General features: G+C 70.9%; 14 protein-coding genes, 1 tRNA gene and 2 pseudogenes. 5 read left to right on the forward strand and 12 right to left on the reverse strand.

Annotated features, from left to right (window positions below; genetic code table 11):
* Positions 1–134 precede the first annotated feature (134 nt).
* Positions 135–383, reverse strand: a pseudogene (locus tag ACIBA9_RS31760) (methyltransferase); the annotation flags it as partial.
* A 199-nt stretch (positions 384–582) separates the two neighbouring features.
* Between ACIBA9_RS31760 and ACIBA9_RS31765 the strand changes: the two are divergent.
* Positions 583–880, forward strand: a pseudogene (locus ACIBA9_RS31765) (hypothetical protein); the annotation flags it as partial.
* A 96-nt stretch (positions 881–976) separates the two neighbouring features.
* Here the strand turns inward: ACIBA9_RS31765 and ACIBA9_RS31770 are convergent.
* Complete coding sequence (locus ACIBA9_RS31770) at positions 977–1,207, reverse strand: hypothetical protein (RefSeq protein ID WP_399368456.1); 231 nt, start codon at positions 1,205–1,207, stop codon at positions 977–979.
* Between the two features lie 344 nt (positions 1,208–1,551).
* A tRNA-Thr gene (locus ACIBA9_RS31775) sits at positions 1,552–1,628 on the reverse strand.
* Positions 1,629–1,847: 219 nt separating this feature from the next.
* On the opposite strand from ACIBA9_RS31775, the gene ACIBA9_RS31780 reads away from it, so the two are divergent.
* The 3 genes from ACIBA9_RS31780 (at position 1,848) to ACIBA9_RS31790 (ending at position 4,416) form a co-directional block, all read left to right on the forward strand.
* Positions 1,848–2,984: a sn-glycerol-3-phosphate ABC transporter ATP-binding protein UgpC gene (locus ACIBA9_RS31780; RefSeq protein ID WP_362163152.1), complete on the forward strand. Its 1,137-nt coding sequence runs from the start codon at positions 1,848–1,850 to the stop codon at positions 2,982–2,984.
* A 188-nt stretch (positions 2,985–3,172) separates the two neighbouring features.
* Positions 3,173–3,634 (forward strand): hypothetical protein, encoded by a 462-nt coding sequence (locus ACIBA9_RS31785; protein ID WP_399368458.1) that lies wholly within the window; start codon positions 3,173–3,175, stop codon positions 3,632–3,634.
* Positions 3,635–3,684: 50 nt separating this feature from the next.
* Positions 3,685–4,416, forward strand: coding sequence for an NDP-sugar synthase (locus ACIBA9_RS31790; protein ID WP_399368461.1), 732 nt, complete (start codon positions 3,685–3,687; stop codon positions 4,414–4,416).
* Positions 4,417–4,488: 72 nt separating this feature from the next.
* Here ACIBA9_RS31790 and ACIBA9_RS31795 read toward each other — a convergent pair whose 3' ends face one another.
* From ACIBA9_RS31795 to ACIBA9_RS31825, 7 genes are all read right to left on the reverse strand, one after another.
* Positions 4,489–6,138 (reverse strand): DoxX family membrane protein, encoded by a 1,650-nt coding sequence (locus ACIBA9_RS31795; RefSeq protein ID WP_399368463.1) that lies wholly within the window; start codon positions 6,136–6,138, stop codon positions 4,489–4,491.
* Positions 6,139–6,266: 128 nt separating this feature from the next.
* Complete coding sequence (rlmB, locus tag ACIBA9_RS31800) at positions 6,267–7,208, reverse strand: 23S rRNA (guanosine(2251)-2'-O)-methyltransferase RlmB (protein WP_393899307.1); 942 nt, start codon at positions 7,206–7,208, stop codon at positions 6,267–6,269.
* 99 nt (positions 7,209–7,307) lie between these two features.
* The gene (cysS, locus tag ACIBA9_RS31805) at positions 7,308–8,708 is read right to left on the reverse strand and encodes a cysteine--tRNA ligase (protein WP_399368465.1); all 1,401 of its coding nucleotides are present in this window, start codon (positions 8,706–8,708) and stop codon (positions 7,308–7,310) included.
* A gap of 82 nt (positions 8,709–8,790) precedes the next feature.
* Positions 8,791–9,198: a PPOX class F420-dependent oxidoreductase gene (locus tag ACIBA9_RS31810; RefSeq protein ID WP_399368467.1), complete on the reverse strand. Its 408-nt coding sequence runs from the start codon at positions 9,196–9,198 to the stop codon at positions 8,791–8,793.
* A 57-nt stretch (positions 9,199–9,255) separates the two neighbouring features.
* Entirely contained in the window at positions 9,256–9,750 is a 495-nt protein-coding gene (ispF, locus tag ACIBA9_RS31815) for a 2-C-methyl-D-erythritol 2,4-cyclodiphosphate synthase (protein ID WP_399368470.1), read from the reverse strand.
* Positions 9,740–10,492 (reverse strand): 2-C-methyl-D-erythritol 4-phosphate cytidylyltransferase, encoded by a 753-nt coding sequence (gene ispD / locus ACIBA9_RS31820; RefSeq protein ID WP_399368472.1) that lies wholly within the window; start codon positions 10,490–10,492, stop codon positions 9,740–9,742. Before ispD ends, ispF begins: the two co-directional genes overlap by 11 nt.
* Positions 10,493–10,822: 330 nt before the next feature.
* Positions 10,823–11,305, reverse strand: coding sequence for a CarD family transcriptional regulator (locus ACIBA9_RS31825; protein WP_003953493.1), 483 nt, complete (start codon positions 11,303–11,305; stop codon positions 10,823–10,825).
* Between the two features lie 648 nt (positions 11,306–11,953).
* Here ACIBA9_RS31825 and ACIBA9_RS31830 point away from each other — a divergent pair.
* On the forward strand, positions 11,954–12,649 hold the full coding sequence (locus ACIBA9_RS31830) for a DUF461 domain-containing protein (protein WP_399368474.1): 696 nt from the start codon (positions 11,954–11,956) through the stop codon (positions 12,647–12,649).
* Between the two features lie 105 nt (positions 12,650–12,754).
* Here the strand turns inward: ACIBA9_RS31830 and ACIBA9_RS31835 are convergent, their stop codons facing one another.
* Together ACIBA9_RS31835 and ACIBA9_RS31840 are read right to left on the reverse strand one after the other, a co-directional pair.
* Entirely contained in the window at positions 12,755–13,435 is a 681-nt protein-coding gene (locus ACIBA9_RS31835) for a response regulator transcription factor (protein ID WP_362163172.1), read from the reverse strand.
* Complete coding sequence (locus ACIBA9_RS31840; protein ID WP_399368476.1) at positions 13,432–14,682, reverse strand: sensor histidine kinase; 1,251 nt, start codon at positions 14,680–14,682, stop codon at positions 13,432–13,434. The genes ACIBA9_RS31835 and ACIBA9_RS31840 overlap by 4 nt, the downstream gene beginning before the upstream one ends.
* Between the last annotated feature and the right edge of the window lie 15 nt (positions 14,683–14,697).

Consider the following 14,697-nt stretch of genomic DNA (forward strand, 5'->3'; position numbering starts at 1 on the left):
AGCGGCCCCGCCGTGCGCGGGCCTTGATGAACCAGAGATAGTTGCACCGCCCGCGCTCCCTGCGCGTCCTTTCAGCAAGGGCGCCCGACGCAACAATGGCTGCGCCTGTCCGTCAGTGTTCGCCTCCGTTGATGTCAGGCCTGAATGTCAGCGGGATCCCTTCCCACGACCAGTAGATGCGAACTGGCAGCGAGCAATGCCGGGTACGGCTCGGCCATGTGGGCCGCCTCCATGGCCGATAAAATCAGCTCACCCGTGGGCCCCTTGTCCGCCTGCTGCTCGGCTGGCTTCACGAGCGACAACGCGGGCCCCTCGAGCCCGAAGACCTGTACGTCAGTCGGTCCGGATGCCACCAGCTCCGTGACCAACTCCTCAGCCCTATTCGCTCCCCGCCGGGTTGCGTCATGCTGGGAGACCTCCGCGGTTCGTTTGGTGACAGGTGGACAAGGGCGGCCCCGCCGCCCCATCCGCGTCCTCCAGCTACCGGACGGAAGCCCGAATAGCCGCGTGGAGAACAGCCGTCTGCGCAGCTCGGCAGACGGGCGGATGGAGTTCGTCAGGACTGAAGAGTTTCTCCGACGCTGCATCGTGACCGGCGCCGAGAGCATCAAGCGCGTGCTCTTCACCGACGGGGACGCCGTCCGCTCCCGATACCGGCGCCCCATGCTCCTGACCGGCGTTGATGTCGGCGTCATCCGGCCCGTCTTCGCCGAACGCCTCCTCCCGCTCCGTCTCGTGCGGCCCCGGCTACGGCGGACTGAGGCTGCGCTGTGGACGGAGTACGCGAGAGCCTGCCGATCGTTCGGAAGTCCGCATGACGTCCTCCGAGTGGCCGCACTGCCTCACCGGGCTCTACAGCGGCGAGGAATGCCGCCCCCTAGGAGCACCCGACCCGCCTTCACCACGGGCGACGTGCTGAGCGGCCCACTGCCATCTGGAGGGGACACGGCAGCCAGTGTGGTCCCGGCTCGACGGACTACCGCTGATACCGGGCCTCAGCCTTGGCCCGGTACTGCTCGAATTTCTCCGGCCGGTAGCGCTGAAGCCACAGCACATTCAGCACAGACAGGCCAACCAGGAGTACGACGCCGAGTGCCCAACCCACCGTCACCTGCCAACTGCGATGCGCGACCACGTTCGACAGCACCGAAAAGGCAACAATTCCAGCCGTCATCAGGGCCTGCCGTATCCACCATCTTCGAGACATGACCGCACCCTAAACGGCCCTGAGGCGGCCACCGATCAAGGAGATGCAAACCCTGACCCTGGCTCCCGCACCCCGCCCCGCGTGCTGCTTGTGCTGTTCCGGCGGTGACGGCACCGAGCTGCACCTGGACACGGCCAAGAACCGGCGAGCACGGATGATCCCGATCCCACCACCGCTCCGGTGGCAGTGCCTCCTCCACCGGTCTGCCGCCAAACCGCTTGCGGGGCGCCATGGGGCCCACGGATCGCTTGCTCAGGCGGCGCCGACAGCCGGGACCGTCGTCAAGAACTACCGTCAACGCCCTCACGATCATGGACCGTGAGGGCGTTGACGCAGGTAGTGCGTGGAGCCCCCTGTCGGATTCGAACCGACGACCTTCGCTTTACAAGAGCGGCGCTCTGACCAGCTGAGCTAAGGAGGCCTGCACGAGCGCGTGGCGCGTGCGTGCGTGTGCAGTCTACCCATGACCCGCCGCGGCACAGCGCGGGAATTTCGTGAAGTTCCGTGGGGCCCGGATGCTGACAGAGCGTGTGGGTGGCAGGTAGCGTCTCGGTCCAGTTCACTCCTGTGGACTACACCAACCACCTTCCTACAACGGATCGTCCGGCACGTTCCTGCCGGTAGAAGGGGGCCCATCACCATGGCCACTGTCACGTTCGACAAGGCGACCCGGATCTACCCGGGTTCCACCAAGCCCGCCGTCGACGGTCTCGACATCGCGATCGAGGACGGCGAGTTCCTCGTCCTGGTCGGCCCGTCGGGCTGCGGGAAGTCCACCTCGCTGCGGATGCTCGCCGGGCTGGAGGACGTCAACGGCGGCGCCATCCGCATCGGTGACCGCGACGTCACGCACCTGCCGCCCAAGGACCGGGACATCGCCATGGTGTTCCAGAACTACGCCCTGTACCCGCACATGTCGGTCGCCGACAACATGGGCTTCGCGCTCAAGATCGCCGGCGTCAACAAGGCGGAGATCCGGCAGAAGGTCGAGGAGGCCGCGAAGATCCTCGACCTCACCGAGTACCTGGACCGCAAGCCGAAGGCGCTCTCCGGCGGTCAGCGCCAGCGTGTCGCGATGGGCCGCGCCATCGTGCGCGAGCCGCAGGTGTTCCTCATGGACGAGCCGCTGTCCAACCTGGACGCCAAGCTCCGGGTGAGTACCCGCACCCAGATCGCCTCGCTGCAGCGCCGGCTCGGCATCACCACCGTCTACGTCACCCACGACCAGGTCGAGGCCATGACGATGGGCGACCGGGTGGCGGTCCTCAAGGACGGTCTGCTCCAGCAGGTCGACTCGCCGCGGAACATGTACGACAAGCCCGCGAACCTCTTCGTCGCCGGCTTCATCGGCTCCCCCGCCATGAACCTGGTCGAGGTGCCGATCGCGGACGGCGGCGTGAAGTTCGGCAACAGCGTGGTGCCGGTGAACCGGGAGGCCCTGACGGCCGCCGCGGACCGGGGCGACCGCACGGTGACCGTCGGTGTCCGCCCCGAGCACTTCGACATCGTCGAGCTGGGCGGCGCCGTCGCCGCCTCCCTGTCCAAGGACACCGCCGACGCCCCGGCCGGCCTCGCCGTCTCGGTGAACGTCGTCGAGGAGCTGGGTGCCGACGGCTACGTCTACGGCTCCGCCGAGGTCGGTGGCGAGGTCAAGGACCTGGTCGTCCGGGTGAACGGCCGCCAGGTACCGGAGAAGGGTTCCACGCTGCACGTCGTGCCGCGGCCGGGCGAGACCCACGTGTTCTCGACGTCCACGGGCGAGCGCCTCACCGACTGAGTCCGGCAGTGACTCAAGGGGCCCCGCGGATCATCCGCGGGGCCCCTTCCGTCAGGGTGAGATACCCCGGCAGAGCGATCATTCCGGGCGCCCCGCGTCAACCCTTTACCCAGAAAGAGGCGCGACTTCATCCCCCAAAGGGGTGACTAAATGTCGCCAAATCATTACCCCGCGCTACCCTCACACGCGTGAAGCACTCCACCATCCCTCAGACGCGACGCGGCCACCGGGGCGGCCCTGCCCGCCGGATCGGCCGCACCCTCGCCCTCGTCCTGCCCGTCTTCATGGTGCTCTCCGGGACCCTCGCGGTCACCCGGGTCAACTGGACGGGCAGCCCATCCGGCTCGGTACTGGCCGCCTCGGACGTCTCCCAGGCGGTGACTCCGGCCAAGGCGGTCTCCCACGCCCCGCAGGACGTGCTCCGCGAGCAGCTGATGTCCGAGCTCCAGGCCAAGGACCCGGGGGTCGTCCTCACCCACCTCCAGCAGGCCGTCAACGGGCACCCCTCGCTGGCCCGGCACTGCTCCTCCATCGCCCGCGCCCTGGGCCAGGCCGCGGTGCGCATCTACGGCGCCTCGCGCGCCCAGTCGTACGCCCGCCCGGTGTGCGACACGGCCTTCGCCTCGGGTGTGCTGACGGCGCACAGCTGAGCCCGGGCTCCACCGCCGGCGGGCGGCGGGGCGCCACGTACAGTGCGGTCATGACCCATCCGAACGCCGCGTCGCGCCCCACTCAAGCCGTGGTCCTGGCCGGTGGCCAGGGCTCCCGACTGCGCCCCTACACCGACGACCGGCCCAAGCCGATGGTCGAGATCCCCGGCACGGGCACTCCGATCATCGGCCACCAGCTGGCCTGGCTCGCCGAGGAGGGTGTGACGGACGTGGTGGTCTCGTGCGGCCACCTCGCCGAGGTCCTCCAGACATGGCTCGACTCGGCCGACCTGCCCGTCTCCGTCACCACCGTCGTGGAGAGCGAGCCTCTGGGCCGCGGCGGCGGCCTCAAGTACGCCGCCGCGCGCCTGCCGCACCCCGACCGGCCCTGGTACGCCACCAACGGCGACATCTGGACCCGCTTCTCGCTGCGGGACATGGCCGACTTCCACACCGAGCGGGACTCCGTCGCCACCCTGGCGCTGGCCCGGCCGCGCATCCCCTGGGGTGCGGTGAAGACCGACGGGTTCGGGCACATCACCGACTTCATCGAGGCCCCGCCGTCGACGTTCGAGATCAACGCGGGTGTGTACGTGTTCTCCCCGGAGTTCGCCTCGCTGCTGCCCGAGCGCGGCGACCACGAGCGGACGACGTTCCCCCGGCTGGCCCGGGAGAAGAAGCTCGCCGGGTTCCCCTTGCCCCAGGGGGCGTACTGGCGGGCCATCGACACGGCCAAGGATCTGACGGAAGCGGCGAAGGAGCTGTCGGCGCTGAGCCGCTGACGACCCGCCCCCACCTGTGAGGGCCCCGTACCTCGACCGGTACGGGGCCCTCCAGCGTGTGGGGTTCCGGGGTCAGCCCAGCAGGCCGCCCACCAGGCCCGGCTGGCCGGTGGAGGTACTGCTGCCGCCGCCGCCCGAGGACGTGCCGCCGCCACCGCCCGTGGTCGAGCCGCCCGTGCCGGTGCCGCCCACGCTGGTCGGTCCCGCCGTGGTGCTGGGGGCGCCGCCTGTCGGGGAGGACGGGCGGGGCGGGATCTGGCCCGTGGTGCCCCGGGTCTGGCTCGGGGTGGTGGTCGTACCGCCGGCGGACCGGGTGGCGCCCGGGGTGGTCGCCGCGCCGGAGGGGCTGGCGCCCGCGGTGGCTCCGCCCGAGGGCGAGGCGGGGGCACTCGGGCTCTTGTGCCGCCTGCCGGGTTCCTGCGGGAGCGGGGAGCCGGGGAGGTTGTTGCGCGGGGCCTCACCGGGGCCGGGGACGACCACCCGGCTGGAGTCGCGGACCGCGCTGCCCAGCAGGGAGCCGACCAGCAGGGTGAGGCCGATCGTGACGGACGTGATGAGCGCGCCGCGGCGCAGGACGAAGCGGCGCAGCTCCCAGATGTCGGAGCGGGGGCCGAGGCGCCGCCAGGCGCTGCCCGCGAGGCGGCCGTCCACGGAGTAGACGGGGGCGCCCGCGATGATCAGCGGGGACCACGCGGCGAGGTAGATGATGTCGGGCGCGTCGTAGGCCGGGACCGTCTTCCAGCTGACGGTGACGATGAGGGCGGCCGAGAGCAGGACACCGCCCACCGCGGCCACACGCTGCCAGCAGCCGAGGACGGTCAGGACGCCGACGACCACCTGGAGGAAGGCGATGACGAGACCGGAGCCGACCGGGTGGTGCAGGGCGAACTGGCGCAGCGGCTCGGCGACGTCCCACGGGTGCAGGGTGTTGAGCCACTTGACCATCGAGCCGCGCTTGCCGCCGTCGAAGTAGACGGGGTCGCACAGCTTGCCCATGCCGGCGTAGATGGAGATGAAGCCGAGGAAGATGCGCAGCGGGAGCAGGACGACGCCGAGGTTCAGCCGGCGGCCCGGGTAGTAGGCGTGCCGGGCCGGGTCGTCGCCGTGGCGTCTGCCGGAGCGCGGGGTGACGGTGTCGGAGGGGTCGGCGTAGTCGCCGTACGGCTCGAACTCCTCGCCGGGGTAGGGCGGTTCGTCGTAGGCGCCGTCGACCGTGCGCATGTGCGGCAGCAGGCGGGTGCCGTCGGCGTCGGGGGAGGTGCGCTGGTGGCCGACGAGGGGCGTCTCGACGGTCTGGTCGAGTGCGTCGTAGGCGTCCGCGTAGCCGGTCACGACGCGCGGGATGACCTGGGTGGCGCCGGCCTCGGGCTCTTCGGCGTGGCGGACGCTGCTGCCCCGCACGGCCTGGAGGAGCCGGTGGGCGCCGGTGTCGTCGGGGGCGGACTTCCCGCTCCACACGACGGGCCGGCGGCGCCCGGCCGCGGCACCGGGCCGGCCGGCCGCGGCCGGCATCCGGGAGGTGTCCGGGGTGGCGCTCAGGTGCCGGGCGATCCGCGGGCTGCGCTTCGCCGACGCGCCCAGCTGCACGCGGAAGCTGGCGTGATTGACGATGACCTGCGCCGGATCGCTCGGCACCTTCACCATGCTCAGCGCGGGAGCGTCGTCGAAACCCGACGAGCGGTCCCCCGTGGGTGTGCGGGGTGTTCTGGTGTCCACACTCATCTAACCGAGTGACATGGAGTTAGGACACTGCTTTGACCGCCCGGAAGTGTCCGGACCGCGTCAAAGCCGTCCTCGACGCCGCGGGGACGCCGGATTCACCCCGCACGGGTGAGGCACCGGACGGGCGTTCAGGCCCGGCGGCGCGCCGCCTCGTACAGCACGATGCCCGCCGCCACACCGGCGTTGAGCGACTCGGCGCCGCCCGGCATCGGGATCCGGACGCGGTGGTCGCAGGTCTCGCCGACGAGGCGGGACAGGCCCTTGCCCTCGCTGCCGACGACGATGACGACCGGGCCGTCGAGGGCCGCGAGGTCGCCGACCTCGGCCTCCCCGTCCGCCGCCAGGCCCACGACCGTGATGCCGGCCTTCTGGTAGGCCTCCAGGGTCCGGGTCAGGTTGGTGGCGCGGGCGACCGGGGTACGGGCGGCCGTGCCGGCGGAGGACTTCCAGGCGCCGGCGGTCATGCCGGCCGAGCGGCGCTCGGGGACGACCACGCCGTGGCCGCCGAAGGCGGAGACCGAGCGGACGACGGCGCCGAGGTTGCGCGGGTCGGTGACGCCGTCCAGGGCGACGATCAGCGGGTCGGCGCCCTCGTCGTAGGCGGCCGCGGCGAGGTCCTCGGGGTGCGCGTACTCGTACGGCGGGACCTGGAGGACCAGGCCCTGGTGGTTGAGGCCGTTGGTCATGCGGTCCAGCTCGGGGCGCGGGGCCTCCATGAGGTTCATGCCGCCGCGCTCGGCGACGAGCTGGAGGGCCTCGCGGACGCGCTCGTCGTTGTCGATGAACTGCTGGACGTAGAGGGTCGAGGCGGGGACGCCCTCGCGCAGTGCCTCGACGACCGGGTTGCGGCCCACGACCAGCTCGGAGGTGGACTTGCCGCCGCGGCCACGGGGCGTGGGGCGGCGCACGGCTTGCTTCGCCTTGGCGTTGGCGACGCGGTTCTTCTTGTGGCCCTTGCGCATCTCGGCGGGCGGGGTCGGTCCCTTGCCCTCCAGACCCTTGCGCCGCTGGCCGCCACTGCCGACCTGCGCGCCCTTCTTGCCGGACATGCGACGGTTGTTCGCGGCCATGACCTACCTGTCTCTGTGGTGCGTGCGGATGCGTACGTCTATGCAGTGTGCCGCCCGGAGGGCCGGGCGGCACAATCGATCATCGGATCATCGGACGGCTCAGCGCGGGCCGAGGCTCCAACGGGGGCCCTGGGGACTGTCCTCGATGGCGAGGCCGGACTGGCTCAGCTGGTCGCGGATGGCGTCGGCGGTGGCCCAGTCCTTGCGGGTGCGGGCGGACTCGCGCTGGTCCAGGACGAGCCGTACGAGGCTGTCGACCACGCCGTGCAGGTCCGCGCCGCGTTCGGTCTCGCCGGCCCAGTGCGGGTCGAGCGGGTCCAGGCCGAGGACGCCGAGCATGGCCCGCACCTCGGCGAGCCGGGCCACGGCGGCCTCCTTGTCGTCGGCGGCCAGCGCGCTGTTGCCCTGCCGGACGGTGGTGTGCACGACGGCGAGGGCCTGCGGGACGCCCATGTCGTCGTCCATGGCCTCGGCGAAGGCGGGCGGGACCTCGGCGGCGGGCTCGACGACGCCCCCGGCCTTCTCCACCACGCGCTGCACGAAGCCCTCGATCCGCGCGAACGCGGACTCGGCCTCGCGCAGCGACTCCTCGCTGTACTCGATCATCGAGCGGTAGTGCGGGGTGCCCAGGTAGTAGCGCAGCACGATCGGGCGCCACTGCTTGACCATATCGGCGACCAGCACGCTGTTGCCGAGCGACTTGGACATCTTGTCGCCGGCCATGGTCACCCAGGCGTTGTGCACCCAGTACTGGGCGAAGTCGTCGCCGTAGGCCTTGGCCTGGGCGATCTCGTTCTCGTGGTGCGGGAAGATCAGGTCGAGGCCGCCGCCGTGGATGTCGAAGGCGCTGCCCAGGTACTTGTGGGCCATGGCGGAGCACTCCAGGTGCCAGCCGGGCCGGCCCGGGCCCCAGGGGGTGGGCCAGGTCGGCTCGCCCGGCTTGGCGGACTTCCACAGGGCGAAGTCGCGCGGGTCCCGCTTGCCGGTCTCGCCCTCGCCGGACGGCTGGAGCAGGTTGTCCAGCTCCTGCCGGGACAGCTCCAGGTAGCGCGGGAAGGACCGCACGTCGAAGTAGACGTTGCCGTCGGCGGCGTAGGCGTGCCCGCGCTCGATGAGGACCTGCATCATCTCGATCATCTCGGTGATGTGGCCGGTCGCGCGGGGCTCGTAGGTCGGCGGGAGGCAGCCGAGGGCGGCGTAGCCGTCGTTGAAGGCGCGCTCGTTGGCGTAACCGATCGACCACCAGGGCCGGCCCTGCTCGTGGGACTTGGCGATGATCTTGTCGTCGATGTCGGTGACGTTGCGGATGAACGTGACCTCGTGGCCGCGGTATTCGAACCAGCGGCGCATGATGTCGAAGTTGAGGTACGAGCGGACATGCCCGATGTGGGGTGCCGCCTGCACAGTGGCACCACAGAGGTAGATCGAGACACAGCCCGGCTTGAGCGGGGTGAAGTCGCGAATCTGCCGGGCGTTGGTGTCGTACAGGCGAATAGTCACCACTCCAGGGTAGTGGGCGGCGGGCAGTGCCTTGCGACCCTTCCCCGCATTGCCTCCCCGATCGTGACGCGGGGGCCCGTCGTCAGCCGAGCGTCCCGACGACCTTGTGCGGCGAGACCCGGACGACCACCCGCTCGGCGTCCTGGGCGGAGGCGGGGTTGAAGTCCGCGTACTTCTGGCCGGTGTACTTCTGGCTCAGCTCGTCGATGAGTTGCCGGCCGCCCTCCGTGGTCATCTCGGCAACGCCGCGGATCTCGGCGTACTCGTAGGGCTGCTCGGGGTTCATGACGACGACCGTCACCCGGGGGTCGCGGTCCAGGTTCTTCTTCTTGCGGCGGTCGGCGGTCGTGGAGAAGAGGAGGTCGTCACCGTCGCGCTTGACCCAGACCGGGGACGACTGCGGGCTCCCGTCGGGCTGGATGGTGCTGACGACGATGAACACCTTGTCGTCGAGCAGGGCCTTGAGCCGGTCGGAAAGGGCGGCGGGCATGGGGTACCTCCGAGGCCTTAAGGTCAGCGGTCACTCTGCGGGTACCCTCGCACGCTCTCAGCTCACCCGCACCACCAGTGCGGTCGCCACCGCCATCAGACCCTCGTCGCGGCCGGGGAAGCCGAGGCCGTCGGTGGTCGCGCCGGAGACGGACACCGGGGCCCCCGCGGCCTCGGACAGGATCTTCTGCGCCTCGTCCCGGCGCTTGCCGATCTTCGGGCGGGGGCCGACCACCTGGACGGCGACGTTGCCGATGGCGAAGCCCGCCGCGCGAACGATCCGCGCGGCCTCGGCGAGCAGGGTGGTCCCGGAGGCGCCGGACCACTCGGGGCGGCCGGTGCCGAAGTGCTGCCCGAGGTCACCGAGCCCGGCGGCGGAGAACAGGGCGTTGCAGGCGGCGTGCGCGACGACGTCCGCGTCGGAGTGACCGGCCAGCCCCGTTCCCTCCCCCTCCCACCTCAGGCCGGCGCACCACAGCTCGCGGCCCTCCTCGAAGGCGTGGATGTCGGTGCCGATGCCGACCTGGGGCAGCACCGGGGACTCAGAAGCCATCGTTGAGCCTCCTGCGGGCCAGGACCGCCTCGGCGAGGACCAGGTCGAGGGGGCGGGTGACCTTGAAGGCCTCCTCGTGGCCGGGGACGGCCACGACCGTCAGCCCCAGCCGCTCCACCATGCCGGCGTCGTCGGTCACGTCGTCGGTGACGGTCTCGTGGGCGCGGACCAGGGTCGCGCGGTCGAAGCCCTGGGGTGTCTGCACCGCGCGCAGCCGGGCCCGCTCGGGCGTGGCGAGAACCGGCTCGGGGTCGCCGGCGACGGTGGCCGGCTCGACCTCCTTGACGGTGTCCGCGAGCGGCAGGGCGGGGACGACGGCGACCGCCCCGGCGCGTACGGCCTCGATCACCGTGTCGACCGTGTCGACGGGGACGAGCGGGCGGGCCGCGTCATGGACGAGGACCGCGCCGTACTCGGGGGGCAGTGCCTCCAGGCCGAGCCGGACCGACTCCTGGCGGGAGTCCCCGCCGGGCACGACCGCGAAGTCGGTGTTCCCGGGAAGCGCGTGCGCGTCGAGCAGGGACTTGACCTCGGGGGCGCCGTCCGGCGGGGCCACGACGATCACCAGGGAGACATGCCGGGAGGCGGCGAGCGCGCGGACCGCGTGGATGAGCATGGGCGTGCCGTTCAGCGCGCGCAGCGCCTTGGGGGCGCCCGGGCCGAGGCGTACGCCGCGGCCGGCGGCGGGAATCACGGCGGCGACGGGGGTCTGCGCGGGTGAAGGGCGCGATTCGTCAGACATCGGTTCCTGTCAGGTTTGTGTGCTCGACCTACGTGGGTATGGCCTGAGGAGTGCCGGGCGCGAGGCCTTGACCGGACCCTTTCCGTGACCCTGGTCGAGCCGTCCGCCCGGGCCCGGCACACTCAGTATCGGGGGATGTTCCCCGAGGTGTGCGGCAGGCTCCGCCCGTGGGCGTACGGCGTGCTTCACCCGGAGCGGCACCGGTTCCTCCACCGGTTCTCACCGGAGACGAACATGCCGCAGCGCCCGGCGACAGGTGAGTGTCATCGGGCACCACGGCATTTCACTGCGCTGAGCGTGCTGCCGGCGAGGGTTCGCCGCAGCCGGGCGTCAGGAGGCGAGCACCTCGTCGAGCAGGGCCTCGGCCTTGTCCTCGTTCGTGTTCTCCGCGAGAGCCAGCTCGCTCACCAGGATCTGGCGAGCCTTGGCGAGCATGCGCTTCTCACCGGCGGAGAGTCCACGCTCGCGCTCACGACGCCACAGGTCACGCACGACTTCCGCGACCTTGATGACATCGCCGGAGGCGAGCTTCTCCAGGTTTGCCTTGTAGCGACGGGACCAGTTCGTGGGCTCCTCGGCATACGGCGCGCGCAGCACCTCGAAGACCCGGTCCAGCCCGTCCTGACCGACCACATCACGCACGCCGACGAACTCCGCATTGTCCGCGGGCACACGTACCGTCAGGTCGCCCTGGGCGACCTTCAGCACCAAGTAGGTCTTGTCCACGCCTTTGATCTGGCGAGTTTCGATGGCCTCGATCAGCGCGGCCCCGTGATGGGGATAGACCACGGTGTCGCCAACCTTGAACGTCATGTGACAGGTACCCCTTCCGTGGCTATCCAGAGTAACACGGATACGGCGTCATCTGAATGGCGTTTTCGCAGGTCAGGGCATATCTCGGGGCTTGACAACAGCAACCGGGACGTGCTGCGAGGGGCCCGCGGAACCGGGTATTCGCAGGTCGGAGGGGCTCTCCGGGCAGAGCGAAACACGTACGCTACACACCTCACGGGCGGACGCCAAGTGGATGAACGTCCCGATTTGTCCGGTTCCAAGCGTGCGACTTCCGCTACTCCGTTCGGTGACCGGAGGTGGTTGTGAGACGAATCCGAAATTGATCAACGATCGCCGGCGGGGTGGCCGGTGATCAATTTCGAGGGCGGTCGCGCATTCCCGCGGAGGAATTTCGCCGGCGCCGTCACGGCGGTCTCGGCGGGGGCGCCGGAAGACACCGGCGGCATGTTTTGCGAATGTCCGGTGAACGGCCCCGCAATGTGACCGCCGAGTCACCTGTGCCGCGTGCGGTACCCCCAGCCGGAGGGATCCGGAGGGATGGGGAGCGGTTGGGGGAGGGTCGGGTGCGGTCACGCGGGAACGGCTCGGTAACCTAAGCCCGCTGACAGACCCTTAGGGTGGCTTCAATAAGAGAGCCGCCCGTGCGTTCAAGGAGTTGCCGCCGCCGTGAGCAGCAGCCTTCGACGCGGCGCCCTCGCCGCGTCCGCCATCGTCTTCTCGATCGCCTCGCTCGCCGCATGTGGCGCCGGCAACAACGCCCAGACCCTGGAGATCCAGCCGGACAACGCGGCGACCAGCGTCGGGGACATCAAGATCCAGAACGCCCTGGTCATCACCCAGCCGGACCCGAAGTCGACGGGCCCCGCGGCGGTCTCCGCGACCGTGTTCAACTCGGCCGGCCAGGATCAGACCCTCCAGTCGATCACCGTCGGCAACGGCACGTCCGTCCAGCTGAAGCCGGCCAAGGGGCAGAAGCTGACCGTCCCGGCCCACGGCTCCCTGGTCATCGGCGGCAAGGGCAACGCCTCCGCCATGGTGCCCGGTGGCCGCGAGGCCGTCCAGGACGGCAACGTCCAGAAGGTCACCTTCACCTTCAGCAAGACCGGTGCGGTGAACGTGCTCGCCTTCGTGGTCCCGGCCACCAACTACTTCGCCGAGTGGGGCCCGAGCGAGATCCCGTCGGCGTCCGCGTCCGCTTCGCCGTCGTCGTCCGCCTCGTCGTCCGCCGGTGCCCCGGGCGCCTCCGCAAGCGGCAAGCCGGGCAAGGACGGCAAGACGACCCCGGCGGCCGGCGCGACCGGCTCCCCGGGGACGGGCGCCACCCCGAGCGACTCGGCCTCGCAGTCGGCCGCCGGTCACTGAGCGGGCCTGCGAGCCGTAGCCGTACACGACGGAGGGCGGCACCCCCACCGGGGTGCCGCCCTCCGTCATGTCGCGGAGCCGACCGGAGGGACCGGCGGGCGCGGCCTACGGCTCGAACTTGTAGCCCAGCCCCCGGACGGTGACCAGGTACCGGGGTGCGCCCGGGTCCGGCTCGATCTTGGCGCGCAGCCGCTTGACGTGCACGTCCAGCGTCTTGGTGTCGCCCACGTAGTCGGCGCCCCAGACCCGGTCGATGAGCTGCATCCGGGTCAGGACGCGGCCCGCGTTGCGCAGGAGCATCTCCAGCAGGTCGAACTCCTTCAGGGGCAGGTCGATCTTCGAGCCGGCGACCGTCACCACGTGCCGGTCGACGTCCATGCGGACCGGGCCCGCCTCCAGCGCGGCCGGGGTGACCTCCTCCGGCTCCCCGCGGCGGCGCAGCACCGCGCGGATGCGGGCGACCAGTTCGCGGGAGGAGAAGGGCTTGGTGACGTAGTCGTCGGCTCCTATTTCGAGACCGACCACCTTGTCGATCTCGCTGTCCTTGGCGGTCACCATGATCACCGGGACGTTGGAGCGGCCGCGCAGCTGGCGGCACACCTCGGTGCCGGGCAGCCCCGGCAGCATCAGGTCGAGGAGGACGAGGTCGGCGCCGTTGCGCTCGAACTCGTCGAGTCCGTCGGGGCCGGTGGCCGCGACGGCCACCTCGAAGCCCTCCTTGCGGAGCATGTACGACAGGGCGTCGGAGAAGGACTCCTCGTCCTCGACGACGAGCACTCGGGTCACGGAAGGACCTCCGGGGCGGGAAGCGGTTCGTACGGGGATGACTCTGTGATGCCGGCCTCGTCGTCGAGGTCGGGGTGCTGCTGCGCGCGGTCGCGGGCCGCGCCCGCCTCCGGCAGCCGAAGGGTGAAGGTGGAACCTTGGCCTTCGGCGCTCCAGACCGTGACCTCCCCGCCGTGCGAAGCGGCCACGTGTTTGACGATCGCGAGACCCAGGCCGGTGCCGCCGGTGGCCCGGGAGCGGGCCGGGTCGACGCGGTAGAAGCGCTCGAAGACGCGCTCCTTGTCCTTCTCCGAGATACCGATGCCCTGGTCCGTGACGGCCAGCTCGATCAGGGCGCCGCCGGGCGCGGAGATCCGGCGGGCGGCGATGCCGACGCGGGTGCGGGCCGGAGAGTAGTTCACGGCGTTCTCGACGAGGTTGCCGAGGGCCGCGGCCAGCTGGCCTCGGTTGCCAACGACACGCAGATCGTCCGTGCCGCCGGCCGCCATCGTGATCTGCTTGGTGCCCGCCTGGTGGCGGCAACGGTCCATGGCCTCGGCGACCAGCTCGTCCACCCGGACGGGCTCGGCGTCCTCGAGGGGATCGTCGTTCTGCACCCGGGAGAGGTCGATCAGCTCCTGGACCAGGTTGGTCAGCCGGGTCGCCTCGATCTGCATACGGCCCGCGAAGCGCTGCACCGCCTCGGGATCGTCCGAGGCGTCCATGACGGCCTCGGAGAGCAGGGAGAGCGCGCCGACGGGCGTCTTCAGCTCGTGACTCACATTGGCCACGAAGTCGCGTCGTACGGCCTCGATGCGCCGGGCCTCGGTCAGGTCCTCGACCAGCAGCAGGACCAGGCGGGAGCCGAGCGGGGCCACGCGCGCCGAGACGGCGAGCGCCTCGCCGCGTCCGGTGCCGCGCCGGGGCAGGTCGAGCTCGACCTGGCGTATCTCGCCGTCGCGTCGGGTGTCCCGGGCCATCTGGAGCATGGGCTCGACGGCGAGCTTGCCGCCGCGGACCAGTCCGAGGGCGTAGGCGGCCGAGCTGGCCTTGACGACGGCGTCGGCCTCGTCGAGGACGACGGCCGAGGAGCGGAGCACGGACAACACGGTGTCCACGCCGGGCGGGAGTACGGGATCGGTGTGCAAGGAAGTCCTGGTGGGTCGCTTCTGGTCGCGTTCGCTCCAGCGGAACGCCAGCATGGCGATGACACCGGTAAGCACCCCGGCGATCGCTGCCGCTGCGGCAACCGCCGCGTTCACGTCCATGCCTCAAGGTTAGGC

Origin of the sequence: Streptomyces sp. NPDC051452, assembly GCF_044454765.1 — a bacterium.
Taxonomy (GTDB): Bacteria; Actinomycetota; Actinomycetes; order Streptomycetales; family Streptomycetaceae; genus Streptomyces.